This window comes from Citrobacter sp. XT1-2-2, from assembly GCF_023516235.1.
GTDB lineage: Bacteria > Pseudomonadota > Gammaproteobacteria > Enterobacterales > Enterobacteriaceae > Citrobacter > Citrobacter werkmanii.
The window spans coordinates 1632175-1656654 of the sequence record NZ_CP097324.1; the positions used below are offsets into that span (position 1 = coordinate 1632175).

Below are 24480 nucleotides of genomic sequence, written 5' to 3' on the forward strand. Positions count from 1 at the left end.
GCTCAGCGCCGATGCTGGTCAGCAGGCAGAAAAATCGCCATTAAACCCGCCATGATGCACAGTACCCCAGCCAGCGCTTTCACTGAAAATGTGCCCTGCCAGCCGGGCAGAATCATGGATGCGATCCAAACCAGAACATAGCTCAGGCTGAGCAGGGCATAAGCCTTGCTCAGGGCGAGCTGATGCAGGGCCTTATGCCAGCAAATTACCGACAGTAAATATCCCGCCAGCCCACTAAAAAGAGCAAATGCGCCAGCGTTGAGGGCGAATACGGCGGATAGAAATTTCAACGGTTGCAGCATCGGCGGCAGATTATCCATCGCAAAGCCGAGACTCAGTTGGGCGGCCGAGGTGATAATAACGCTACATAATCCCCAAAAAATGCCCATTACACCGCGCTCCCAAGAATGAATATGCCGGCGATTATCAGCCCCACACCCAGCCAGTGGCGCGTTGCGACCGGTTCGCGCCAGATTTTCCAGGCGGCCAGCGTCACCCAGACAAAATTCAGGCTCAGCATGGGATAGGCGATGCCAACAGGGATATTCTGCAACACCACCAGCCACAGCAGCATAGCCAGGCCGAGGCTTGCCAGGGCCAGCCCAATCCATTGCGTAATATGGCGTTTTCGCCTGCCTGATGGTACCGGACGGGTTGCCTGCTTCTGGCATAACTGTCCGCATACGCTGAGCAGGCTGGCGGAAATTAAGACTATCCAGATCATTTCGGTCGATACTGAATCAGGACCAGTCGCCCCTGATTATCGATATAATCAGCGGGAGGAATGGCTAGTTGATTAATATCTTCATTCTTATCAATCGAGAGCACGAGGGTAATATTTCCTTGCTGACGGTGTTGGGCTAACCAGTCGACAAAGTCCGTCCGACTGACAAAGCGCCCGTGGGCATCCGGATAGTTGAGGCCGTATTTCAACTCGCCTGTTTGTCCGTATAGCATGATGTCGTCACGCTTCAGGCTCCAGGCCAGCCCCGCAGCGACGCCAACGCTGTCGGTGAGAATATAGCGGCTGGATTCCAGCGACTCTTTGGTCATCTCGACAAAAAACTGTGGTTGTTTAGATTCCATGACCCGATCAGGAATGGAGAAGCCAAACAACAGTGCCAGTCCTAATGGGCAAAACGCGGCAAATTGCCAGTTCTTCTCGCGGTTATTTAACGTATACCAGCCAAAGAGCGTCCAGGTGAGAAAAATACCCCATGCGCAAAAAACCTTATAGGTTTCGATATGCGACCAGACAGGCGTTTTCAACGGTCCCAGCGTGGAAACAATAAACGTGGCGATAATGCCCGCCACACCAAACAGAACGTTGATCCAGCCATTCACACGCAGCGCGGCTGAACCTTTTTGCGCGGCCTGCAGGCCGAACCGCGCCGTTAATATCGCCAACGGCGCAAAGCAGGAAAGAATATAGGTCGGCAGTTTTCCTTTTGCGATGCTGAAAAACAGGATCGGCATGATAATCCAGCTTAGCAGGTATAGTGTGCTGCGCGAAACATCGCGTTCCCGCCAGCCTGTGCGCAGCGCGCCGGGAAGCAGCCCGAGCCACGGTAACGCGCCAGCCAAAAGCACGGGAATGTAGTACCAGACAGGGGCTTTATGTTGGGCATCATCCTGGGCGAAGCGTTGAATGTGTTCGACCCAAAAGAAATAATGCCAGAAGTCCGGCTCACGCTGAGCAATCGCAACTCCCCACGGCAGCACAATCACGACGCAGCCGACGACTGCCAACAGGCCGTAGATGATCAGGTCTTTCCAGCGTTTTTGCACGAAAACCCACGGCAGTACGCTGAGCACAGGAACGGCAAGCGCCAGGAAACCCTTGGTCATCACGCCCATGCCGCAGGTTAGCCCTAACAGCAGAAAGGCGATGATTTTGCGTGTTCTGGTCGTGGCCTGCATCCCCTCCCAAAAGCAGCACATGCCCGCCATGAGCCAGAGTGCGATCATAGGATCAAGTACCGCGTAGGTACCGATGCTATAGACCGAAAAAAAGGTTAAAAAGATGACTGAAGAGAGTACTGCGGTACGCTTATCCTGCCATATTCGCATAGTAAGCCAGGCTACCAGTAGCGCAGTCAGCAAGGTGGCAAAAATAGCGCCCGCTCTGACGCCAAAATTATTGGCGCCAAACAGCCATTGTCCGATGCTGTTCAACCAGTATCCGGCAATCGGTTTTTCAAAATAACGCAGCCCTAAAAAGTGCGGAACGATCCAGTCGCCAGAGGTCAGCATCTCCCGGCTGATTTCGGCATAGCGCGTTTCATCAGGCTGCCACAGCAGACGACTATTAATAGGTAAAATAAAATACAGCGCGATAAAAGCGATAAATGCCAGGGCGTTACGTACCGATTTCATTGTGTCATATCCACGGGTTGCTGACAGCCGAGCCATCCCTCTCTGCCGGGAATTTTCCCACGCACGATCCGCCCTGTTGGCAGCGTACTGATATCGTCCGGTAGCAGATCCCCGAGCGGGCAAAACGTAATGCCCATGTCGGCAGCGCGAGTGAGCAGCTCGTCAAAATTCTGCTGAAAGGCGATACCTTCCACTTCTGCATGAATGGTGTACACCGGCGTCCCTCTGCTCATCCGGATGTGGGAGAGAATATAAGCGTTAAAGTCCACAGCCTGGACCTCCTGACCCACCACTTCATCCCATGTGGGTAATGTGACAGGAATTTGCGGCGTACCTGTTTTCCCGGATGCCAGCACAGGACGGAATAACGACGTTCCCCGACAGTCGCTGTTATAGCGCAGATGGAACGTTTCTTTGGCATGGACGACGCGGTCGTCGGCACGCCATCCGGCAACGGCGGAGCAGGTAACGGACTGATTGATGATAGCTTCAAGGGCGGTAATGCCGCGTGAAATATCGTCAATCAGTTCTTTGTCATTCCAGTTTCCGCTTCGCGCCTGCCAGGCATGGTGATCCCAGGCATGCAAACCGGTTTCATGAAGCAGGGCGGTTTGCGCAATCATTGCCGCATTGGCCTGGCCGATCTCTTTTCCCGGCCATGCTGTACCCGCCAGCAAAATATCCCATCCGTAGAGCGATGCTGCGTTTGAGCGCAGCATCTTCCACAGAAATTGTGGCTTCACAAGACGCCAGAGATGGCGTCCCATGTTGTCAGGTCCCACGCTAAAGAAAAAACTTGCCCGAACGTTATGTCGGTTCAATGTCTCCAGCAGGCGGGGCACGCCTTCGCGCGTCCCCCTGAACGTGTCGACATCAATGCGCAAGCCAACTTTGGTCATGATGTGTGTTCCGTGATATCCACACTGCGTAAGAAGAAGTCCAGCGTCTCTTCTACCGTTTCCTGCATCTCAATGGTGGGTTCCCAGTTCAGGCAACGTTTTGCGTTGCGAATATTGGGCTTACGATGCTCAACGTCCTGATAACCTTTACCATAGTAGGTGCTGCTTTCGACGTCGCGGAAACCGGCAAACGGCGGAAAATGCTGACGTAATGGATGTTTTTCAAAGCAGGAAAGCAGCATTTCTGCCAGTTCCTGAATACTCGCTTCGTTCTCCGGGTTACCGATATTGATAATCTCGCCGTCACAACGTCCGCCTTCATTTTCAATAATGCGGTACAGGGCTTCGATACCATCGCGAATGTCGGTAAAGCAGCGTTTTTGCTTGCCGCCTTCAATCAGCTTAATCGGTGAGCCTTCCACCAGATTGAGAATCAATTGGGTAATGGCGCGTGAGCTGCCGATTCGCGCGGCATTCAGACTGTCCAGACGCGGTCCCATCCAGTTAAACGGACGGAACAGGGTGAAGCGCAATCCCTCTTTTTCGCCGTATGCCCAGATCACGCGGTCCAGCAACTGTTTGGAAACGGAGTAGATCCAACGCGGTTTATTCACCGGACCGACGATCAGATTCGAGCTGTCCTCATCGAAGACTTTATCGGTACACATGCCGTAAACTTCGGATGTTGACGGGAAAATGATGCGCTTACGGTACTTCACGCAGTAGCGAATGATTTTCAGGTTCTCTTCAAAATCAAGCTCAAACACGCGCAGTGGGTTACGGGTATATTCGATTGGCGTGGCGATCGCGACCAGCGGCAATACGACGTCGCATTTTTTTACATGATATTCAATCCATTCGGAGTGAATACTGATGTCGCCTTCAACGAAATGGAAACGCGGATGTTGCAGGAAACGCCCAATGGCGTCGCTACCAATATCGAGTCCATATACTTCGTAATTGTCTTCTTGCAGCAGGCGCTCGGTCAGATGGTTACCAATGAAGCCATTAACGCCGAGGATCAGCACGCGAGTACGACGTTTGCTGGTGGTAACTGACTGGCTGTTCAGACGAGAACCGGGTACGAGGCCCAGAACCTGCGCCAGCTGTGAGCCCTGCATTGCAATACCATCGCCAGCTTGCCCGGTAATGATCTCCAGTGCGCCATCGACACAGGCGATCAGCAAAGGCGACACGGAGATGACGGTGCCCGGTTGGGCTGCAAGGTTATTTGTGCAAACACGCGATGACCAGACGGTGAACTTTTGCGTGCCGACATAGCTAAATGCGCCCGGCCACGGATCGCTGACGGCGCGGACCTGGTTATGCAGCTCCGCGGCGGGTTTGTTCCAGTCAAGGAAGCTATCTTCCGGTGTGCGGCGGCCAAAACAGGTAGCCTCTGCTTCCTGTTGAGGGCGTTCTGCGTAATCCCCCGTTTTAATCGCGGGCAGCGCCTGTTCCAGCAGGTGACGCGCAGCCTGGCACAATTTATGGTGCAGCGTTAACGCCACATCATCCGGAGAGATAGCGACAGACTGCTGGGCGATAATAGCGCCCGCATCCGCGCGTTTGATCATGCGATGAAGCGTGACGCCGGTTTCGGTTTCGCCATTGACCAATACCCAGTTCAGCGGCGCGCGGCCGCGGTATTTCGGCAGCAGCGAGCCGTGCAGATTAAATGCTCCCTTAGGCGCAAGACTGAGGATCTCCTCACTCAGTAAATGGCGATAGTAGAACGAGAAGATAACATCGGGTGCCAGTTGGCTAATGCGCTCGATCCACAAAGGATGATTAACCTCGTCCGGGGCGTAAACCGGAATACCGGCGCTGGCGGCGAGGCGGGAAACAGAGCCAAAAAACGCTTTTTCACCCGGGTTGTCGGTGTGGGTAAAAATTGCGGCTATTTCATAACCTGCATCTAACAAGGCCTGGACACCCTGACATCCCATATCGTGATAGGCAAATACGACGGCTTTCATGCGCGGTTTTCCTCGGTTGACTGCGTGGTTTGTGGGCGGATAACGTGTTGAACAAAATAGCGGGGGCGGGCGCGGACATCGTTATAGATGCGACCGATATATTCGCCGAGTAAACCCATGCCGATGAACTGTGCGCCGATAAAGGTAAACAGGACGGCAAACAGCATGAATACCCCTTCCGCGGCCCACTGCGGGCCGAGCGTCAGGCGCAACACAACAAGCAGAACGGACAACGTAAAGCCCGTGGCGGCAATCACGCTGCCGAGCAGGCTCAACATACGTAACGGCGTGGTGGTCAGACAGGTCACCAGGTCATACATCAGGTTGATCAGACGCATGAAGCTGTATTTAGAATCACCAAATTCACGCTCTGCATGGTGTACCGGGATCTCCGTGGCGCGACGGGCAAAAATGTTGGCCAGAATCGGAATAAAGGTGCTGCGCTCCTGACAATGCAGCATGGCATCGACAATATGGCGACGATAGGCGCGTAGCATGCAGCCGTAGTCGCCCATTGCTTTACCGGTAGTACGCTGAATCAGGTGGTTGATCATGCGCGAAGCGGTCTTACGAAATACACTGTCCTGTCGGTTCTGGCGTACCGTTCCGATCACATCGAAGCCTTCATCTGCGGTGGCGACCAGTCGGGGGATCTCCTCCGGCGGGTTTTGTAAATCGGCATCCAGCGTGATGATCAAGTCACCGCTGACATGGCTGAAACCGGCCATAATCGCCGAGTGCTGGCCGTAATTGCGGTTCAGCAGAATAGAAACAATATGGCTGTTCGGCGCCTGAGACGCGTCCATCATCAGTTGCGCGGAATGGTCGCTGCTGCCGTCATCGATCAGCAAGATTTCATACTCTTTGCCCAATTTTTCGCAGGCGGCGCTGGTACGTCTGATTAGCTCTGGCAGGCTTTCCTGTTCATTAAAAACGGGAATGACCACCGAGACTTTTTTGATCGGTGTTGCTTCAAACATGGTTATTGTCCTGCAATCTCGCGAAGTGCCGTAATAACTCGCTGGGTGTCAGTGGCGGTCATATCGGGGAACAACGGCAGCGAGCAGATGCGTGCGCTATTCCACTCTGTATTGGGCAGCGAAAGCGTGGTGAAGCGTTCGCGATAATATTTTTGCGTATGGGCCGCACGAAAATGCAGACCGGTGCCGATATTTCTGGCCTTCAGCGCTTCCATTAAGGCATCTCTGTTCAGGCCACAGCGCGCTTCGTCAACACGAATGATAAACAGATGCCAGGCATGAACGTGAGACCACTGGGGCAGGCTCAACGGTTGAAATGGCGTATCGGCCAGCGCCTGTTGATACTCCCGGGCAATTTGTGCACGGCGTGAGTTCAGTTGCTCCAGTTTATTCAGCTGGACCAGCGCGATGGCGGCATTGATATCCGTGAGGTTGTATTTGTATCCTGGCGCCAACACTTCAGCCTGCGGCGCGCGGCCGTAGGTTTGTCGATCAAAAGCATCAACGCCCAGGCCGTGAAACTTCAGACTGCGAAGCCGCTGGGCAAGCTGGCCGTCGTCGGTAACAATCAGCCCACCTTCCGCACAGGTAATATTTTTGATGGCGTGAAACGAGAAAATAGCGGTGCCGTGCGCGCCGACATGACGATTCTTATATAACGTCCCTACGGCGTGCGCCGCATCTTCGATGATCGGAATGCCATAGCGCTCGCCAATGGCATAAATCGCGTCAAGATCGGCCGGGGCGCCTGCGTAATGTACCGGAACAATCGCTTTGGTTCGTGGTGTGATGGCCGCTTCAATCTGCTCTGGCGTGACCATGAGCGTATCACGATCAACGTCGACCATGACCGGCGTCGCACCCAGCAGGACAATCATATTGAGGGTAGAAACCCACGTCATCGATGGCGTGATGACCTCATCGCCCGCACCGATGCCCAGCGCCATTAGCGTGATGTGCATTCCAGCTGTGGCGGAGCAGACGGCGACGGCATGCTGATTTCCCGTGAGCTGGCAGAAGGCTTGTTCCAACTGCTGATTTTGCGGGCCGGTGGTTATCCATCCCGAGTCCAGAACCACCTTCACTGCGGCAAGTTCTTCAGCTCCCATCGCCGGGCGAGAGAAAGGCAAAAAGTCAGACATCATTATTCCTTCAAGCCATTTAACGCACCGACGTTTTATTTTTCGCGATAAACAGGCGCGTCGTTAATTATTTATCAGGCTTCAAAGGTTAATGACTGAAGGTTAATTTATCCTTAAGAGTTTAAGGTTCGAGATATAAAGGAAAATAACGGTGTTTTTAATTTATTATTTTGAAATTAAATGAATTTTACAGAAATGGCGTGGCGTAAACGGCATTGCTGGTTGCTGTAGCCAGGTCAATGCAATGCCGCAATTCAGGAAGGTATTTTATGCCGCTATTAGAATGATAATTTACAGTAATCCTTTCAGGGTTAACGTCTTACGCGTGGTGACATTTAAGTCGTACGTGCCGAGATCTTCCGGTTTAACCCAGGCGAATGCCTGAAACTCTTCGTTAATGTTCACTTCACGATTCGCCGCGACACAATCAAAGATGAGGTAAATCATGTAAATCTCTTCCTGGCTGCCATCGGCATAGGTTTTGGTGCGAATATCATCACTGAAGGTCCAGGGGGTAATTTCTGACAACACGAGCTGTTCGCCCAGTTCTTCCCTTACTTCCCGACGCAAAGCCTCTTCAATGCGTTCGCCCGCTTCAACACCGCCGCCAGAAAGCGCCCACTGGCCGGGGAAAACGCCACGGTCATCAGCCATTTTGCACAGTAAATAACAGCCATTATTTTGAATTAATGGACAAACAATCGTTCTTTGGCGCATAGGTTGGGTCCTTGTAGGGGGATGCTGAGAATTCCATTGTGTACCCATCTTACCTTTTGCTGGCGGCAGAAAAAACGCTTCCGTGACGTTTAACCCTGCTTTATCAGGGGAGAAGGGGATGTTTGTTGAAAACGGGGGCCTGCTATGTCGATTCTGCAAATAGCCCTGGAATTTAACCTTAACTCAAACTTGTAAGTAGTATTTGGTTACAATATGCCATTGCATCGCTTTTTTAGCTCATTGATTCCTTGTCATCTGGCAGTACAATTCCTCGGTTTTGGGGCTATGTTTTGATTCTTGCTGGAAAGGATAGAAAATGAAAAAAAGTTTAATGTTGGGTTTTGCCGGAATGCTGTTTGTTTCCGCGTCGGCGAGCGCAATTAGCATTAGTGGCCAGGCGGGCGAAGATTACACCAACCTTGGGTTTGGTATGGGGACTGAATCTACCGGACTGGCGGTCAGCGGTAACTGGATGCATAACGATGACGACGGCGATGCAGCCGGTCTGGGACTGGGTCTGAATATTCCACTTGGTCCGTTGCTGGCAACCGTCGGAGGGAAAGGTATTTATACTAATCCTAATGATGGTGATGAAGGCTACGCGGCGGCAGTTGGTGGCGGTTTGCAGTGGCCGATTGGCGATAGTTTCCGCCTGTTTGGCGAGTACTATTACTCTCCTGATTCGCTTTCCAGCGGTATCGACAGCTATGAAGAAGCCAATGCCGGTGCGCGTCTGACAATTATGCGCCCGCTGAGCATTGAAGCCGGTTATCGCTACCTGAACCTGGCGGGTAAAGATGGTAACCGCGATAACGCGATTGCTGATGGTCCGTACGTTGGGGTTAACGCCAGCTTCTGACATTTCTGGCGCGGCGTTTAGTCGCGCCTTCCCCCCTCCATGCGCTATAGTGTTTTCATAATAAAAGCAGGAGAACACGATGTTAAACGTGGAGATGCTATCCACCGGGGATGAAGTGTTGCACGGACAAATCGTCGACACCAATGCCGCCTGGCTGGCTGATTTTTTCTTTAATCAGGGATTACCGTTAACCCGCCGCAATACGGTAGGGGACAATCTTGACGATTTGGTTGCTATTCTACGTGAGCGTAGCGAACACGCCGATGTGTTGATCGTTAATGGCGGTCTGGGGCCAACCAGCGATGATTTAAGCGCGCAGGCGGCGGCAACGGCAAAAGGCGAGGGGCTGGTATTGCATGAAGCCTGGCTGGCCGAGATGGAGCGTTATTTCCGCGACCGTGGCCGCGTGATGGCGCCGAGCAACCGCAAACAGGCTGAGCTTCCTGCCAGCGCTGAATTTATCAATAATCCTGTCGGCACCGCGTGCGGGTTCGCCGTGAAGCTAAACCGCTGCCTGATGTTCTTTACGCCTGGCGTGCCATCGGAATTTAAAGTCATGGTTGAGCATGAGATTCTGCCGCGTTTGCGTGAGCGTTTTTCTCTGCCTCAACCACCTCTCTGCCTGCGATTAACCACCTTTGGCCGTTCCGAAAGCGATCTGGCGCAGAGTCTGGATCCGCTGCCTTTGCCGCCGGGAGTGACAATGGGTTACCGCTCGTCGATGCCGATTATTGAGCTGAAGCTGACCGGGCCTGATTCCCAACGAGACGCCATGCTGGCGCTGTGGCCTGAAGTGAAGCGGGTTGCCGGGCAGAATATGATATTCGAAGGTACGGAAGGTTTGCCGGCGCAAATCGCCCGCACGTTGCAGGAGCGACAATACAGTCTGACGCTGAGCGAACAGTTCACCGGTGGCTTAGTTGCACTCCAGCTCTCTCGCGCTAATGCTCCTCTGCTAGCGAGTGAAGTGGTTCCGTCTCAGGAAGAAACGCTGGCGCAAACGGCGCACTGGATTACCGAGCGACGCGCCAAACATTATGCCGGGCTGGCGCTGGCAGTATCGGCATTCGAAAGCGAACATATTAACTTTGCGCTGGCAACACCGGATGGGACACATGCCTTGCGCGTAAGGCTTAGCGCTAATCGCTACAGTTTGCCGATTCGTCAGGAAGTTTGCGCGATGATGGCGCTGAATATGCTGCGTCGTTGGCTAAACGGCCAGGATATCGCCAGCGAACACGGCTGGATAGAAGTGGTTGAATCGCTGACGATTTAAACATTGATTGGGAAGGCTACAAACCTTCCCAACCTGACTCACTCTGTAACATCGCCAGGCAATAGCCCGGTAATTAACTGAACCAAATTATGATCAATTCCATTTTCCAGCATCATGCGAGCGATACGTAAGGCTTCTTCTTGCGTACCTTTCTGCACTCCCTGTTCTAATCCTTGTTCTAATCCTTGCTGTATCCCTTCTTGTAGGCCATGGTGGTGGCCTTCTTGTCTTAGCCTCTCTGCGATCGTCATCAACCTCTCCTTGTGATGGGGGGAACGTTCGGCAACCTCATGGATAAATGCGCTGACGTGAGAAACATTGCCGTATCGTAGCAGGTAATTTAATAGCGTTTGCAGCTGGCTGTCATTAGCGGTGCTTGTAACTAAAAGCGAGACCAGACGGTCCACCAGCCCCATCAAATCACGATCGCGAATATGTTTTTGCATTAATTCAAGCAACGCGACGCGCCGATGCTGCGCAATCTCATCGTCCGGTATTACGGTGATGTCCACCAGCGGGAAAGCCTCTGAATACAGTTGTCGCGCCAGCTGCGGACAGTCAAATTCATCCAGCCAGTTGAGTGACCAGGGGTAGGGACTTTGCTGGCCGTGATAAAACAACATGGGAACGACCAGTGGCAGCGTTTTATTTCCAGCATCAAGATGATGCTGCATCGCAGCAATGGCATAACGCATCAGGCGAAATGCCATATGCTGTACCGCTGTACTCTGATGTTCAATAACACAATAAATATAACCCTGGCCTTCGCGGGTTTTTAACGACCACAATACGTCGGAATAGAACGCGCGGAGATCCTGTTCGATAAAACTGCCGGGCTCCAGCTTCAGCGTTTGCAAATCGCATATTTCACGTAATGCTGGAGGAAGGTGAATATCCAGAAAATCCCGAGCCATCTCAGGGTAAGACATTATCTTCTTAAAAACGGCATCATGCGGTGTAGCGGTGGTTGATTCATCCATGGTAGTCCGTCACCTGAAGGAGAAGATGGCATGACGGTACTCACTTTTAATCAGAGCTGCATTGGGGGATTTGGCTATTTGCGTGAGTGAATCAGAGATAAATACGCCCGATTGCAACGTATTCAGATAGGCGGAACAGAGTACGCAAAAATGCCCGGTAACAAACGCCACCGGGCAACAGAGTTAACCCAATGCTTTGGCAAGCAGGGTGATCGGATGTTCACAGCGAAGGCTTGTAGACATCTCTATCTGCCATTTACAGGTTTCACAGTCGGTGACAACGATATCGGCACCGCTTTCTTCTATCTGGCGGAATAACGGTGCGCCAATCGATTGTGACGTCGGGTAGTTTTCCTTTTTAAAGCCGTATGTTCCGGCGATTCCGCAACACTGAGAATCTAACACCGTCAGCTCCAGTCCCGGAATTTGGCGCAGCAGCTCCAGCGTGTAGAGCGTCCAGCCCATTTTCTCCATATGGCAAGGCGTGTGATAGACCACTTTCAGCGGTAGCGTCTTCAGCGGCAACGTTTTGCCTTCATCCAGCTTGCGCCACAGCCAGCGGGTCGCCAGTTCAATATGTTCGCGCAGGCCAGTGTTATCGACGTCCAGCACTTCCGGGTACTCATCGCGGAGTGCAAAGGTACAGGTTGATGAGGTGGCGATCACCGGAATACCTTTCCCGTCAATTGCTTCCCTGAGCGAGGCCACGTTGCTGACCGCCTGTTTGCGCGCTTTATCGGTAAAGCCGTTGGCGATCAGCGGTACGCCGCAGCATTTCTCTTTGCTCAGCAGCTGTACGCCGGTTCCCATGGCGTTCAGGACTTTGATCAGGTCTTTACCGAGTTGCGGATGGTTGTAATTAACAAAACAGCCGTGGAAAAAGGCGACCTGCTCCGGATACTGCGCCTGCTGTGCGGCAACGCTGCGATACCAGCGGCGGAACGTACCAAAGGAGTATTTCGGCAGCGTACGGCGATGGTCGATTTTCAGCGCGTAGTCCAGCAACTGGCGTACCGGTTTCAGCGAGGTGGCGGTATTCACTATCGGCGCGAACGGGGTGGATACACTTCCCATTAAATCCGTATGGCTTAAAACAAAATTACGCAGCGATGGACGCGTAGTGTCATATTTGGCGCGCGCACGCTGGATGATATCGCCAATTTTCACATCTGACGGACATGCCACTTCGCAGCGCTTACAGTTGATGCAGTATTTCAGCGCATCGTCGTATAACGCGCCATCTTTCAGACGCAGACGCTCGCCGTCCGGTCCGGCCTGTTTTGGGCCAGGGTAGCCCGGATTGACGCGGCTTACCGGGCAGGCGGTGGTGCACACCGTGCACTTGATACAACTTTCAAAACGTGTGTCGCTCATTGCTGTCCTCCTGCACGTTTCGCAATGTCATGTGCGGCGTGTAAGGCGCTGACTGCGCATACGCCGCCTCCGCAACCCTCGGCAATAGGGTCAAAACCACCGAGAACAGAACCGATGGCATACATGTTCTCTACCGTTTTCCCCGCCAGCGACGGGCGCAAAGTGGCATCGGTTGTAACGCCAAACTGTTGCCACGGTTGCGGATCGAAGACATCACGCTGATACCACTCGGCGCGGGTGGCGGTTTGCTGTACATCCAGTCCGAGGATCGGTTCGTGAATGGCCTCGCGCGTGGCGACCAGACCGCTGCTGAAAAAGCTGCCGCTGGCGAGCACGGCGAAGCGCGGACGCAACGGGATATCGGCATGGTTACGGGTCCAGACTTCATTGACGACGCCATCCTGACAGGTGATTTTCTTCACTTCATCACCCGGCATCCAGACACCGCCCTGGCGCACAAACTGGCGCTGTAATTTGTTGTGCAGACGCATACCCAGTACAGAAGGCGGTAGAGTCGGTAACAGCGTCAACGAGCAGGGAAGGCGCTCGTTAAGCCAGTGCCAAAGGCGCTCATCCGCCAGGCCGAAACAGGCTGGCATAATAATCATGTCGCAGGTTTTTGCCAGTGGCAGTAAAGCATCATAGAGCAGCGACCATTTATCTTCGTTGTCCAGCAGGCGCGCAATATTGACAGCGCGAAACTCGGTTGGGTTATCACGCAGGACATCCAGTTCAGGCAGATCGATTTCCGCCGTCTCGACGCTGAGATTGCGCTGGCGCAGCGAGGCCGCGGCGAGATGCGCCTGAAAATCCAGTAAACCGCTGATACCGACAACGCAGATACGCTGTGCGGACAGTGGCCACACCGGAACTTCTGGGGAACTTAACCAGGTTGAGCGCAGGGTTCCCAACGGGGTTACGCGTTGATGTGACTGGCGTACTTTGCCCTGCAAATGCGTTCCGCATTCTTCCAGCAGATCCTGCGCCTGGTGGGCAAGATCCAGGACGTTCTGTGTTCCGATGATGCTATACGGATGCGTGGGCGCCTGAGTACGCAGCGCATTCAGACCGGCTTCTATCTCCATCACCGGTTGACCATCGGGCAAGTTGCTGAGCAAATCCAGTGAGCCGGAGGAAAAATGCAAGGCGCTTTGGCCGCGCGTGACAATCGTACAGCGCAACCCGCTTTTTTGCAGTTGCAGGCCGCACAGCAGTCCTGCCAGGCCGCCGCCGATAATGACGGTATCAAATTTCATCCTGGTGCTCCTTTTCCAGACCGCACAATCCCTGATAGACCCAGCGCGTGAATTCGCTTTCGCGCAGCGCGTCGCCCCAGGCGATAGGCTGCACGCCTTTCCAGCGCTCGTTGAGGAAATCGGAAAGCTGGGTAATAGATTGCGCAGCGGTGGTGACATTAAAACGTTGCAGCAAACCTGCGGCGCGGCAGGCGCACAATTCGCCCTGGCAGGTCCCCATACCAACGCGGGTACGGCGACGTAAATCCAGCAGACTGTTGACGGTTAAATTCTCGACGGCGTATTGCACTTCGCCCGCGGTGACCGCTTCACATTCACAGACCAGGCTACGGTGCTGACGACCTTCGCTAAGCCACGCCGGGGTGCGATCTCCGTGACGGTAGACCGCCGAACCGCGCAACGGCGCGGGCAACGAAATTACGCGTTTCAGCGTGTGCTCGGTGGATTCCTGCGAGCCGGGCAGCGCGGTGTCTGCGGTGGTGCAAGGTTGAGAATTGCCCAGCTTACGGCAAACGGCATCGGTGGCCCATTCCGCCATCAGACGGTAGGTCATCAGTTTGCCGCCAGTAATGGTGATAAACCCATCCAGTCCGTCACGTTCAGCGTGATCGAACAGCACAATACCGCGGCTGACGTTACGACCGCTTGGAGCGTCGTCGCTGGCGACCAGCGGTCGCACACCGGAGTAGGCGCGTAAAATGCGTGTTTTCGCCATAATCGGCGCCAGTTTCTCACCTTCGCGCAGCAGAATATCGACCTCTTCTGCGGTGACGCGGTTGCTGTCGATATCGTCGTAATCAATGTGCTGCGAGGTGGTACCAATGAGCGAAATGGTATCGCCAGGCACCAGAATATCGGCGTCAGAGGGTTTACGGCAGCGGTTAATGACATGCTGGTTTATGCGATGATCCATAATCAGCAGCGATCCTTTGGCCGGGAACATCCGGATACTCAGATCGGCATATTCGGCAATGCGCTGGCCCCAGATCCCGGCGGCATTCACCACCACCGGCGCATGCAGGGACTGCATCTCACCCGTCAGATGATTGCGCACGTTAACGCCGCAAACCGTTGTCCCTTCGCGAATCAGCCCCGTCACTTCATGGGCCGTTAAGATAACCGCGCCATGCTCACGCGCATCCAGCATGTTGGCGGCGGTTAAGCGGAAGGGATCGACCGTACCGTCCGGCACTTTGACCGCGCCAATCAGCTGTGGGTTGACGGAGGGTTCGATAATGCGCGCCTGCTGAGGGTCAATCGCTTCTGCGCGAATACCGGCCTCTTCACAGGCGCGAATGAAGGTAGCCTGGAAGGAGAGCTCATCCTCCGGCAGGGTAATAAACAGACCGTCCGTCGGCTCAACGCAATGACGGGCGATACGTTTCAGAATCTGGTTTTCGCTGATGCACTCACGGGCAGATTCAGCGTCGGTGACGGCGTAGCGCGCACCGCTGTGCAGCAGGCCATGGTTACGTCCGGTCGCGCCCGTGGCGATATCGTGGCGTTCCACTAAGATGACGCGCAACCCGCGCAGCGCACAGTCGCGTGCGATCCCTGCACCTGTTGCTCCTCCACCAATGATAATCACGTCACTTGTTTGCGAGTCGCGAGTTTTCATTGTTTTTCCTCACAGTTCGTTTTTTATCATTTAGCCACATAAAAAACATGGATTGTTTGATTTCGCGCATAATCGCTCATTATTCGAAAATGAAACGTGATTTCGTGCGCCTTTATGAACATTTGTCATAAATCTGTAACAATTTGTGCTGCGTTTCACATTTTTGTTAGGTATCTTTCCTTAACATCGCGGCCACACTGGAAGCGGTAGGGTAGTAATGACGAACTGCAGTGTTTACTTCGAATGAAAGACGGCCACGGAGGCTACGCTATGTTGAGTATTTTTAAACCAGCGCCACATAAGGCGCGTTTGCCTGCTACGGAGATCGACCCGACATATCGTCGATTGCGTTGGCAGATTTTCCTGGGGATTTTCTTTGGTTATGCCGCGTACTATCTGGTACGTAAGAACTTTGCCCTGGCGATGCCATATCTGGTTGAGCAGGGTTTCTCTCGCGGCGATCTGGGTTTTGCCTTGTCCGGTATCTCCATCGCTTACGGATTTTCGAAATTCATCATGGGGTCCGTTTCGGATCGCTCGAATCCGCGCGTTTTCCTGCCAGCAGGTTTGATTCTGGCTGCCGCAGTGATGTTGTTTATGGGCTTTGTGCCGTGGGCGACATCGAGCATTGCGATTATGTTTGTGCTGCTGTTCCTCTGCGGATGGTTCCAGGGGATGGGGTGGCCGCCGTGTGGCCGTACCATGGTGCACTGGTGGTCGCAGAAAGAACGTGGCGGCATTGTTTCCGTCTGGAACTGCGCGCACAACGTGGGCGGCGGTCTGCCTCCTCTGCTGTTCCTGCTCGGTATGGCCTGGTTCAATGACTGGAAAGCGGCGCTGTATATGCCTGCTTTCGGTGCGATTGTGGTTGCGCTGTTCGCCTTTGCGATGATGCGAGATACGCCGCAGTCCTGCGGTCTGCCGCCTATCGAAGAGTATAAGAACGACTACCCGGACGATTACAACGAGAAAGCTGAAGAAGAGCTGACCGCCAAGCAGATCTTCATGCAGTACGTACTGCCAAACAAACTGTTGTGGTACATCGCTATCGCCAACGTGTTCGTTTATCTGCTGCGCTACGGCATCCTGGACTGGTCACCAACCTACCTGAAAGAAGTGAAGCATTTCGCACTCGATAAATCATCCTGGGCCTACTTCCTGTATGAATACGCGGGTATTCCGGGCACGCTGCTGTGTGGTTGGATGTCGGATAAAGTCTTCCGTGGCAACCGTGGCGCGACCGGCGTGTTCTTTATGACGCTGGTGACTATCGCGACCATCGTTTACTGGATGAACCCGGCAGGTAACCCGAACGTTGATATGGCTTGTATGATTATCATCGGCTTCCTGATCTACGGCCCGGTCATGTTGATCGGTCTGCACGCGCTGGAACTGGCGCCGAAAAAAGCGGCGGGCACGGCGGCAGGCTTTACCGGACTGTTCGGTTATCTCGGCGGTTCTGTGGCGGCGAGCGCCATTGTCGGCTACACCGTTGACTTCTTCGGTTGGGACGGCGGCTTTATGGTGATGATTGGCGGTAGCGTGCTGGCGGTCATTCTGCTGGTGGTCGTCATGATTGGTGAAAAACGTCACCATGAAGAAGTACAGCTGAAACGTAACGGGGGCTAATTAATGAAAACCACATTGAAAAGTCTCAGCGTGGCGCTGATGCTGGCTGGTATGGTCGTTAGCAGTGCGGCGGTCGCCGCCGATAAAATCGTGATTGCGCATCGTGGGGCAAGCGGTTATTTACCGGAGCATACGCTGCCCGCGAAAGCGATGGCCTATGCTCAGGGCGCGGATTATCTGGAGCAGGATTTGGTAATGACCAAGGATGACCATCTGGTCGTCCTGCATGACCACTATCTGGACCGCGTCACCGATGTCGCTGAGCGTTTTCCGAATCGTGCGCGTAAAGATGGACGTTATTACGCCATCGACTTTACGCTGGACGAGATCAAATCGCTGAAATTTACCGAAGGCTTTGATATCGAGAATGGCAAAAAGGTACAGACTTACCCTGGGCGCTTCCCGATGGGTAAATCTGATTTCCGCGTGCACACTTTCGAAGAAGAGATTGAGTTCGTTCAGGGACTGAATCATTCAACCGGTAAAAACATCGGCATTTACCCGGAAATGAAGGCGCCGTGGTTCCATCACCAGGAAGGGAAAGACATCGCAGCGAAAACGCTGGAAGTGCTGAAAAAGTATGGGTATACCAGCAAAAAAGACAAGGTTTACCTACAGTGTTTTGATGTCGCGGAGTTAAAGCGCATTAAAAATGAACTGGAACCAAAGATGGGGATGGATCTCAATCTGGTGCAGTTGATTGCGTACACTGACTGGAATGAAACCCAGGAGAAAAAGCCGGACGGTAGTTGGGTTAATTACAACTATGACTGGATGTTTAAACCGGGTGCCATGAAGCAGGTGGCGCAGTATGCGGACGGCATTGGGCCGGACTACCACATGCTGGTTGATGAGAAGTCGAAAAAAGGCAATATCTCGTTAACTGGCATGGTTCAGGACGCGCATCAGAACAAGATGGTGGTGCATCCTTATACTGTTCGTGCCGATCAGCTACCGGATTACACTACTGACGTAAACCAGCTGTATGACATTCTGTATAACAAGGCGGGCGTTGACGGGTTGTTCACCGACTTCCCCGACAAAGCAGTCAAATTCCTGAATAAAGAGTAATGGCACAAGGCCTGTGATGCACCTCCGGTCACAGGCCTTATTGGATAACGTTATAAACTGTTAGATAAGGCCGTCTGCTGTCAACGTTTCCATACAAGCCTGCAGGAGAAATAAAGGGCTGCCGTCCACCGGCGGCTCTTTTGCCAGTAACGATATCTGTCGATAGAACGTCGGCTCCAGCGCCACCGAGCGTATCTCCCCGCCAACGGCTTTCAGCGTTAACTCCGGTAATAACGCAATACCCAGCCCCTGACGAATAAAACTCATCGCGGTATCCGGATGGTTAAATTCGTATTTAATAACCGGCTCGATACCTTTCTCTTTAAATAGCGTCATGATGCTTAATTCATAGCGACCTTTACTGATAATCAGCGGTTCTCCCACCAGTTGTTCAACCGTAACCGCGGTATGGGCTGCCAGAGGATGGCTTTCGGGAACCACAACGGTAAATTTATCGCGATAGACCGGTACGCAGTACATGCCGCTCACCGGAAAATGCACAAATCCGGCATCAATGTCCCCACTGCGCAGGGAATCAACGATCGCCGTGCTGTTCTCTTCGAAGGGAATGATTTTGATGTGCGGATGATGCTGCTCGAAGTGGTGGATAATGCCCGGTAAAATGCAGGCGCAGGCGCTGGGAAAGCAGCCGATGCGCAGGGTTCGGGCTGGGTTTTTTCGCTCCTGCTCGGCAATCTCTTTCACCGCGTTGGTTTCTGCAACGATCATGCGCAGGTGCGGAACGATCCGCCTTCCAACCGGGGTGAGCTGAATGTCTTTACGGCGCTCGCGGATAAGACATTCGACTCCCAACTCTTCTTCAAGCGCCGAAATGGCCTGGCTTACAGCGGATTGGGTCATATACAGCCGCTTACTGGCTTCGGTAAAACCGCCGCATTCAAGCACGGTAAGCAGGGCGTGGATCTGGGTTAATGTCATTAGTTCCCTCTAATTAACAATATTAAAACGATTAATTTCTCTAATATGATGAATCTGTTTACACTTGCGGTCTACCGTATAAATCACATTTTGACGCACCTCTCCGTTGCTCAGTTGAGCTGAGCGTTGCCTGCGTGCGCCGTCTGGACAGGCTGTCGAATATGAAAGAAAAACTGTGGACGAAAGATTTTTGGGCAATCACGATAATTAGCTTCATTATATTCTTTGTGTTTTATGTCCTGCTCACGTTATTACCGATCTATATTTCGGATCGCCTGCACGCCACGCCAGATAAAGCCGGCTTATTGGTCACCTTCTTTTTAGGCGCCGCAATTGTTGTGCGTCCGTTCGCCGGGCAATGGGTGGGGAAATATTCGAATAAAACGATTCTGGTGCTCTCTTCTCTGGCCTTTTTGGTTGTCACTGCGCTGTATCCTGTTTGCCACTCAATTGAATCGCTGCTGTTTATTCGGGTGCTTCATGGAGTGACGTTTGGCGTCATTACCACGGTAAAAGGAACGATTTCCGCGCGGCTGATACCGGCCTCCCGACGTGGGGAGGGCATCAGTTTTTTCTCGTTGGCCATGGGGCTGGCAATGGTTGTGGGGCCGTGGGTAGGGCTGAATATGGCACGCTGGGAAGCTTTTACCACCGCATTCTGGCTGTGTAGCGCGGTTGCCGTACTGGGTATTATCCTGTCATTGATCGTCGCCGTACCGCCGGTCATCCGTCATGCCGACGGCTCAAAACCGAAGCTGGGATTTGCGGCAATGTTTGATCGCGCCGCGCTGCCTTTCGCGATGGTGACGTTTTTCATGACTTTCTCCTATGCGGGTGTTTCTGCTTTTCTTGCGCTGTATGCGCGCGAGTTGGATCTGATGGCCGCCGCCAGTAATTTCCTGTTGTGCTACGCCATTTGTCTGATGATCTGTCGAACCTTTACCGGCAATATTTGTGATAAAAAGGGGCCGAAATACGTGGTATATCCGTGTTTGCTGGCCTTTACCATCGGACTGGTGGCGCTTGGCTACACCAACGGCAGTATCATGATGATTATTGCCGGGGGATTAATCGGCATTGGTTACGGCTCAGTCACGCCGGTATTCCAGACACAAATTATTAGCTCGGTGGAGCCGCATAAAATTGGCATCGCCAATTCGCTTTTCTTCAATGCGATGGATGCGGGAATGGCGATCGGCGCGTTCATTATGGGGATGATGGTCGAGGGCGTGGGCTATCGGGCGATTTATCTGGTAGGGGCGCTGCTGGTGGTTTTAGCCGGGGCGCTGTACATTGCGCAGATGAAGCGCCGCGGGGCGATGCCGTTAGTTAGCGCACACGAAGTGCACTAACCGTTACAGCTCGATTTCAATATCGCCTTTTGCCCGGCAACAGCAGGGCAATATTTCGCCCGGCTGAATAAAGGCCAGAGGCTCGGCGATCCAGTCCACCTGTCCCGCCACCAGGCGGGTACGGCAGGAACCACAGTAACCCTCACGACACTGGTATTCGACTTCAACATTGTGCGATTCGAGTGCGGCAAGCAGGGAGGGGTGTTCATCCTGGCACAGCAGCTGTGTGCCAGAGATGCGCAGAGTAACGCGGCCCATCAGAGCTGGAAGTTACTCAGATCGTCGGTATCAACCTCGGAGTCGATCTGGCCGACCAGATAGGAGCTGACTTCCACTTCCTGCGGCGCAACCTGTACGTTATCGGACACCAGCCAGGTGTTGATCCATGGGATCGGGTTAGAACGCGTCTGGAACGGCAGATCCAGCCCAACAGCCTGCATACGAATGTTGGTGATGTACTCAACGTACTGGCACAGAATATCTTTGTTCAGGCCGATCATCGAACCGTCACGGAACAGATAGTCCGCCCACTCTTTCTCTTGCAGCGCGGCCTGCACGAACAGGTCGTAGCACTCTTGCTTACACTCTTCTGCGATTTCCGCCATCTCTGGGTCGTCTACACCGCTGCGCAGCAGGTTCAGCATGTGCTGCGTACCGGTCAGATGCAGGGCTTCGTCGCGGGCGATCAGACGAATAATTTTCGCGTTGCCTTCCATCAGTTCACGTTCGGCGAAGGCGAAGGAGCAGGCGAAGCTGACGTAGAAGCGAATGGCTTCCAGCGCGTTCACGCTCATCAGGCACAGGTACAGCTTTTTCTTCAGCTCACGCAGGTTCACGACAACCGTTTTGCCATTAACGCTATGGGTGCCTTCACCGAGAAGATGCCAATAGCTGGTCATCTCGATCAATTCGTCATAGTAGCTGGAAATGCCTTCCGCGCGCTTCTGGATCTGCTCGTTGGTGACGATATCGTCAAACACCACCGCCGGATCGTTGACGATGTTACGGATGATATGGGTGTAAGAACGCGAGTGGATCGTTTCAGAAAACGCCCACGTTTCGACCCAGGTTTCCAGTTCAGGAATCGAGATTAACGGCAGCAGCGCGACGTTCGGGCTACGTCCCTGAATGGAGTCCAGCAGCGTCTGATACTTCAGGTTGCTGATGAAGATATGCTTTTCATGCTCCGGCAGCGCCTGGAAGTCGATGCGATCGCGGGAAACATCGACCTCTTCCGGACGCCAGAAGAAAGAGAGCTGCTTTTCGATCAGTTTTTCGAAGATGTCATATTTTTGCTGATCGTAGCGGGCGACGTTCACCGGCTGGCCGAAGAACATCGGTTCCAGAAGCTGATCATTTTTCGTCTGTGAAAAAGTGGTGTATGCCATTAATGTGAATCCTTTGTGGGATGAGCGCCGGATGTGGTACAAACACCTTATCCGGCCTACAAACCGTGCAATCGTAGGCCGGGTAAGCGTAGCGCCACCCGGCAATATTCATCAGATCTTACATGCGCCGCTTTCGCAGCCATCGTCCTGAATGGACGGTACCAGATCGTCCTGAGTATCTTCCGCGCCATCGCGGGTGTTCTGATAATACAGCGTTTTGACGCCAAATTTGTAGGCGGTGAGCAGGTCTTTCAGCAACTGCTGCATCGGCACTTTTCCTGATGGGAAACGCGTCGGATCATAGTTGGTGTTGGCGGAAATCGACTGATCGATAAACTTCTGCATGATACCTACCAGTTGCAGATAACCGTCGTTGCTCGGCATTTCCCACAGCAGTTCGTAGGCGTCGTGCAAGTGTTCGTAGTCCGGCACGACCTGACGCAGAATCCCATCTTTAGACGCTTTGATGCTCACGTAGCCGCGCGGTGGTTCAATACCGTTGGTCGCATTAGAGATCTGCGAAGAGGTTTCCGACGGCATCAGCGCAGAGAGCGTGGAGTTACGCAGGCCGTGAGTCTTGATGGACTCGCGAAGCTGCTCCCAGTCCAGATGCAGCGGCTCGTCAGAGATAGCATCAAGGTCTTTTTTATAGGTATCGATCGGCAAAATACCCTGGGAGTAAGTGGTTTCGTTAAACCACGGGCACGCGCCTTGCTCTTTTGCCAGCTCGTTAGAGGCTTTCAGCAGGTAATACTGAATGGCTTCGAAGGTTTGGTGGGTCAGGTTATTGGCGCTACCGTCAGAATAACGCTTACCGTTTTTCGCCAGCCAGTAGGCGTAGTTGATGACGCCAATACCCAGCGTACGACGGCCCATTGCGCCGCGTTTGGCGGCCGGGATTGGGTAATCCTGATAATCCAGCAGCGCATCCAGCGCGCGTACCGCCAGTACGGCCAGCTCTTCCAGCTCGTCCAGACTGTTGATAGCACCCAGGTTAAATGCGGATAGCGTACACAGCGCAATTTCGCCGTTTTCGTCGTTCACGTCGGTCAGTGGTTTGGTCGGCAGGGCGATTTCCAGACACAGGTTGGACTGGCGCACCGGCGCAACAACCGGATCAAACGGGCTGTGGGTGTTGCAGTGGTCAACGTTCTGAATGTAGATACGGCCTGTAGAGGCACGTTCCTGCATCATCAGGGAGAAAAGTTCAACCGCTTTCACGCGCTGTTTACGGATGCTGTCGTCGTTTTCATATTGGGTGTACAGACGTTCGAACTCGTCCTGGTCGGCGAAGAACGCATCATACAGGCCCGGGACGTCGGACGGGCTGAACAGGGTGATGTCGCCGCCTTTCAGCAGACGGGTATACATCAGCTTGTTGATCTGCACGCCGTAGTCCATATGACGCACGCGGTTGCCTTCAACGCCGCGGTTGTTTTTCAGCACCAGCAGGCTTTCGACTTCCAGATGCCACATCGGGTAGAACAGGGTGGCCGCACCGCCGCGCACGCCGCCTTGCGAGCAGGATTTCACCGCGGTCTGGAAGTGCTTGTAGAACGGAATACAGCCAGTGTGGAACGCTTCACCGCCACGAATCGGGCTACCCAGCGCACGGATGCGGCCGGCGTTGATACCGATACCGGCGCGCTGAGAAACGTATTTCACGATAGCGCTGGAGGTGGCGTTGATGGAATCCAGGCTGTCGCCGCACTCGATCAGTACGCAGGAGCTGAACTGACGGGTTGGGGTACGCACGCCGGACATAATTGGCGTCGGCAGAGAAATTTTGAACGTTGAAACGGCATCGTAGAAACGTTTTACATATTGCAGACGCGTTTCACGTGGATAGTTAGAGAACAGGCAGGCCGCTACCAGAATGTAGAGGAACTGCGCGCTTTCATAAATCTCACCGGTGACACGGTTTTGCACCAGATATTTACCTTCTAACTGCTTCACCGCAGCATAGGAGAAGGTCATATCACGGTCGTGTACGATGAACGAGTCCATCTGCTTGAACTCTTCTTCCGTGTAGTCTTCCAGCAGATGATTGTCGTATTTGCCCATTTCAACCATTTTCACGACATGGTCGTAAAGTGCAGGCGGTTCAAACTCGCCGTAGGCTTTTTTACGCAGGTGGAAAATGGCCAGGCGGGCAGCCAGGTACTGATAATCCGGTGCCTCGCGGGAGATCAGGTCGGCGGCTGCTTTGATGATCGTCTCATGGATATCGGACGTTTTGATACCGTCATAAAACTGAATATGAGAGCGCAGCTCGACCTGAGAAATCGATACGTTATTCAGTCCTTCTGCCGCCCAATCCAGAACTCGGTGGATTTTGTCGAGATTGATGCGCTCTGTACTACCATCACGCTTTGTCACCAGCAGACTCTGATTCATGTGGTTTTTTACCTGTCCGTGAAAGAAAAAATATCCCCCATATTATCCACAGAGTCATGTTGTGACTAAGTCTGTGGATAAATACTATATGTAGGGGTTGTTTGATAAAATAGACGCTATATGGTGAGTATTCTAGTAGGGATTCTTTTCAGCACAAGAGTTGATTTTGACGTTAAATTGAGGTTGCAAAAGGGTAAGAATCGCTAAGTGCGCGTCTTATAAGGCCTGGCGGGGATGTCAATAATTGA

At 53.2% G+C, this 24480-nt stretch carries 21 protein-coding genes; 5 read left to right on the plus strand and 16 right to left on the minus strand.

Annotated elements, in window-relative coordinates:
* Positions 1 to 2: 2 nt before the first annotated feature.
* The 8 genes from arnF to nudI all read right to left on the minus strand — a co-directional run bounded on the left by arnF (position 3) and on the right by nudI (position 8093).
* A complete protein-coding gene (gene arnF / locus M4I31_RS07710) occupies positions 3 to 389 on the minus strand; it encodes a 4-amino-4-deoxy-L-arabinose-phosphoundecaprenol flippase subunit ArnF (protein ID WP_085047823.1) in 387 nt (128 codons plus the stop codon).
* Entirely contained in the window at positions 389 to 724 is a 336-nt protein-coding gene (gene arnE, locus M4I31_RS07715; protein ID WP_085047824.1) for a 4-amino-4-deoxy-L-arabinose-phosphoundecaprenol flippase subunit ArnE, read from the minus strand. Before arnE ends, arnF begins: the two co-directional genes overlap by 1 nt.
* Positions 721 to 2376, minus strand: coding sequence for a lipid IV(A) 4-amino-4-deoxy-L-arabinosyltransferase (arnT, locus tag M4I31_RS07720; RefSeq protein WP_085047825.1), 1656 nt, complete (start codon positions 2374 to 2376; stop codon positions 721 to 723). The genes arnE and arnT overlap by 4 nt, the downstream gene beginning before the upstream one ends.
* Positions 2373 to 3275 (minus strand): 4-deoxy-4-formamido-L-arabinose-phosphoundecaprenol deformylase, encoded by a 903-nt coding sequence (arnD, locus tag M4I31_RS07725; RefSeq protein WP_085047826.1) that lies wholly within the window; start codon positions 3273 to 3275, stop codon positions 2373 to 2375. The genes arnT and arnD overlap by 4 nt, the downstream gene beginning before the upstream one ends.
* A complete protein-coding gene (gene arnA, locus M4I31_RS07730) occupies positions 3272 to 5254 on the minus strand; it encodes a bifunctional UDP-4-amino-4-deoxy-L-arabinose formyltransferase/UDP-glucuronic acid oxidase ArnA (RefSeq protein ID WP_085047827.1) in 1983 nt (660 codons plus the stop codon). The genes arnD and arnA overlap by 4 nt, the downstream gene beginning before the upstream one ends.
* Complete coding sequence (arnC, locus tag M4I31_RS07735; protein ID WP_085047828.1) at positions 5251 to 6234, minus strand: undecaprenyl-phosphate 4-deoxy-4-formamido-L-arabinose transferase; 984 nt, start codon at positions 6232 to 6234, stop codon at positions 5251 to 5253. The genes arnA and arnC overlap by 4 nt, the downstream gene beginning before the upstream one ends.
* A gap of 2 nt (positions 6235 to 6236) precedes the next feature.
* Positions 6237 to 7376: a UDP-4-amino-4-deoxy-L-arabinose aminotransferase gene (arnB, locus tag M4I31_RS07740; protein ID WP_085047829.1), complete on the minus strand. Its 1140-nt coding sequence runs from the start codon at positions 7374 to 7376 to the stop codon at positions 6237 to 6239.
* A gap of 291 nt (positions 7377 to 7667) precedes the next feature.
* The gene (nudI, locus tag M4I31_RS07745) at positions 7668 to 8093 is read right to left on the minus strand and encodes a nucleoside triphosphatase NudI (RefSeq protein WP_085047830.1); all 426 of its coding nucleotides are present in this window, start codon (positions 8091 to 8093) and stop codon (positions 7668 to 7670) included.
* Between the two features lie 316 nt (positions 8094 to 8409).
* Between nudI and M4I31_RS07750 the strand changes: the two genes are divergently transcribed.
* Together M4I31_RS07750 and M4I31_RS07755 are read left to right on the plus strand one after the other, a co-directional pair.
* On the plus strand, positions 8410 to 8952 hold the full coding sequence (locus tag M4I31_RS07750) for a YfaZ family outer membrane protein (RefSeq protein WP_038642254.1): 543 nt from the start codon (positions 8410 to 8412) through the stop codon (positions 8950 to 8952).
* Between the two features lie 79 nt (positions 8953 to 9031).
* Positions 9032 to 10228 (plus strand): nicotinamide mononucleotide deamidase-related protein YfaY, encoded by a 1197-nt coding sequence (locus M4I31_RS07755; protein ID WP_085047831.1) that lies wholly within the window; start codon positions 9032 to 9034, stop codon positions 10226 to 10228.
* 38 nt (positions 10229 to 10266) lie between these two features.
* On the opposite strand, the gene M4I31_RS07760 is transcribed toward M4I31_RS07755, so the two are convergent.
* The 4 genes from M4I31_RS07760 to glpA all read right to left on the minus strand — a co-directional run bounded on the left by M4I31_RS07760 (position 10267) and on the right by glpA (position 15456).
* On the minus strand, positions 10267 to 11208 hold the full coding sequence (locus M4I31_RS07760; RefSeq protein ID WP_085047832.1) for an Rpn family recombination-promoting nuclease/putative transposase: 942 nt from the start codon (positions 11206 to 11208) through the stop codon (positions 10267 to 10269).
* 183 nt (positions 11209 to 11391) lie between these two features.
* On the minus strand, positions 11392 to 12582 hold the full coding sequence (glpC, locus tag M4I31_RS07765) for an anaerobic glycerol-3-phosphate dehydrogenase subunit GlpC (protein ID WP_038642250.1): 1191 nt from the start codon (positions 12580 to 12582) through the stop codon (positions 11392 to 11394).
* The gene (gene glpB, locus M4I31_RS07770) at positions 12579 to 13838 is read right to left on the minus strand and encodes a glycerol-3-phosphate dehydrogenase subunit GlpB (RefSeq protein ID WP_085047833.1); all 1260 of its coding nucleotides are present in this window, start codon (positions 13836 to 13838) and stop codon (positions 12579 to 12581) included. Before glpB ends, glpC begins: the two co-directional genes overlap by 4 nt.
* Positions 13828 to 15456: an anaerobic glycerol-3-phosphate dehydrogenase subunit A gene (gene glpA / locus M4I31_RS07775; RefSeq protein WP_085047834.1), complete on the minus strand. Its 1629-nt coding sequence runs from the start codon at positions 15454 to 15456 to the stop codon at positions 13828 to 13830. The genes glpB and glpA overlap by 11 nt, the downstream gene beginning before the upstream one ends.
* A 270-nt stretch (positions 15457 to 15726) precedes the next feature.
* Here glpA and glpT point away from each other — a divergent pair, with 270 nt between their 5' ends.
* Positions 15727 to 17085, plus strand: coding sequence for a glycerol-3-phosphate transporter (gene glpT / locus M4I31_RS07780; protein ID WP_038642244.1), 1359 nt, complete (start codon positions 15727 to 15729; stop codon positions 17083 to 17085).
* Between the two features lie 3 nt (positions 17086 to 17088).
* Positions 17089 to 18156, plus strand: a complete 1068-nt coding sequence (gene glpQ, locus M4I31_RS07785; RefSeq protein WP_085047835.1) for a glycerophosphodiester phosphodiesterase — start codon at positions 17089 to 17091, stop codon at positions 18154 to 18156.
* A 60-nt stretch (positions 18157 to 18216) separates the two neighbouring features.
* Here glpQ and M4I31_RS07790 read toward each other — a convergent pair whose 3' ends face one another.
* Positions 18217 to 19095 carry a LysR family transcriptional regulator gene (locus M4I31_RS07790; protein WP_085047836.1) on the minus strand — a complete coding sequence of 293 codons (879 nt, stop codon included), beginning with the start codon at positions 19093 to 19095 and terminating at the stop codon, positions 18217 to 18219.
* Between the two features lie 161 nt (positions 19096 to 19256).
* Here M4I31_RS07790 and M4I31_RS07795 point away from each other — a divergent pair, with 161 nt between their 5' ends.
* Positions 19257 to 20447: an MFS transporter gene (locus M4I31_RS07795; protein WP_038642238.1), complete on the plus strand. Its 1191-nt coding sequence runs from the start codon at positions 19257 to 19259 to the stop codon at positions 20445 to 20447.
* 3 nt (positions 20448 to 20450) lie between these two features.
* Here the strand turns inward: M4I31_RS07795 and yfaE are convergent, their stop codons facing one another.
* The 3 genes from yfaE to nrdA form a co-directional block, all read right to left on the minus strand.
* Positions 20451 to 20705 carry a ferredoxin-like diferric-tyrosyl radical cofactor maintenance protein YfaE gene (gene yfaE, locus M4I31_RS07800; protein WP_038642236.1) on the minus strand — a complete coding sequence of 85 codons (255 nt, stop codon included), beginning with the start codon at positions 20703 to 20705 and terminating at the stop codon, positions 20451 to 20453.
* Positions 20705 to 21835 (minus strand): class Ia ribonucleoside-diphosphate reductase subunit beta, encoded by a 1131-nt coding sequence (nrdB, locus tag M4I31_RS07805; protein ID WP_038642234.1) that lies wholly within the window; start codon positions 21833 to 21835, stop codon positions 20705 to 20707. The genes yfaE and nrdB overlap by 1 nt, the downstream gene beginning before the upstream one ends.
* 111 nt (positions 21836 to 21946) lie before the next feature.
* Positions 21947 to 24232, minus strand: a complete 2286-nt coding sequence (nrdA, locus tag M4I31_RS07810) for a class 1a ribonucleoside-diphosphate reductase subunit alpha (protein ID WP_085047838.1) — start codon at positions 24230 to 24232, stop codon at positions 21947 to 21949.
* Positions 24233 to 24480 lie beyond the last annotated feature (248 nt).

Coding starts and splice junctions, on each gene's coding strand:
- arnF (WP_085047823.1), bottom strand. CDS start 389: ATGGGCATTTTTTGGGGATTATGTAGCGTTATTATCACCTCGGCCGCC.
- arnE (WP_085047824.1), bottom strand. CDS start 724: ATGATCTGGATAGTCTTAATTTCCGCCAGCCTGCTCAGCGTATGCGGA.
- arnT (WP_085047825.1), bottom strand. CDS start 2,376: ATGAAATCGGTACGTAACGCCCTGGCATTTATCGCTTTTATCGCGCTG.
- arnD (WP_085047826.1), bottom strand. CDS start 3,275: ATGACCAAAGTTGGCTTGCGCATTGATGTCGACACGTTCAGGGGGACG.
- arnA (WP_085047827.1), bottom strand. CDS start 5,254: ATGAAAGCCGTCGTATTTGCCTATCACGATATGGGATGTCAGGGTGTC.
- arnC (WP_085047828.1), bottom strand. CDS start 6,234: ATGTTTGAAGCAACACCGATCAAAAAAGTCTCGGTGGTCATTCCCGTT.
- arnB (WP_085047829.1), bottom strand. CDS start 7,376: ATGTCTGACTTTTTGCCTTTCTCTCGCCCGGCGATGGGAGCTGAAGAA.
- nudI (WP_085047830.1), bottom strand. CDS start 8,093: ATGCGCCAAAGAACGATTGTTTGTCCATTAATTCAAAATAATGGCTGT.
- M4I31_RS07750 (WP_038642254.1), top strand. CDS start 8,410: ATGAAAAAAAGTTTAATGTTGGGTTTTGCCGGAATGCTGTTTGTTTCC.
- M4I31_RS07755 (WP_085047831.1), top strand. CDS start 9,032: ATGTTAAACGTGGAGATGCTATCCACCGGGGATGAAGTGTTGCACGGA.
- M4I31_RS07760 (WP_085047832.1), bottom strand. CDS start 11,208: ATGGATGAATCAACCACCGCTACACCGCATGATGCCGTTTTTAAGAAG.
- glpC (WP_038642250.1), bottom strand. CDS start 12,582: ATGAGCGACACACGTTTTGAAAGTTGTATCAAGTGCACGGTGTGCACC.
- glpB (WP_085047833.1), bottom strand. CDS start 13,838: ATGAAATTTGATACCGTCATTATCGGCGGCGGCCTGGCAGGACTGCTG.
- glpA (WP_085047834.1), bottom strand. CDS start 15,456: ATGAAAACTCGCGACTCGCAAACAAGTGACGTGATTATCATTGGTGGA.
- glpT (WP_038642244.1), top strand. CDS start 15,727: ATGTTGAGTATTTTTAAACCAGCGCCACATAAGGCGCGTTTGCCTGCT.
- glpQ (WP_085047835.1), top strand. CDS start 17,089: ATGAAAACCACATTGAAAAGTCTCAGCGTGGCGCTGATGCTGGCTGGT.
- M4I31_RS07790 (WP_085047836.1), bottom strand. CDS start 19,095: ATGACATTAACCCAGATCCACGCCCTGCTTACCGTGCTTGAATGCGGC.
- M4I31_RS07795 (WP_038642238.1), top strand. CDS start 19,257: ATGAAAGAAAAACTGTGGACGAAAGATTTTTGGGCAATCACGATAATT.
- yfaE (WP_038642236.1), bottom strand. CDS start 20,705: ATGGGCCGCGTTACTCTGCGCATCTCTGGCACACAGCTGCTGTGCCAG.
- nrdB (WP_038642234.1), bottom strand. CDS start 21,835: ATGGCATACACCACTTTTTCACAGACGAAAAATGATCAGCTTCTGGAA.
- nrdA (WP_085047838.1), bottom strand. CDS start 24,232: ATGAATCAGAGTCTGCTGGTGACAAAGCGTGATGGTAGTACAGAGCGC.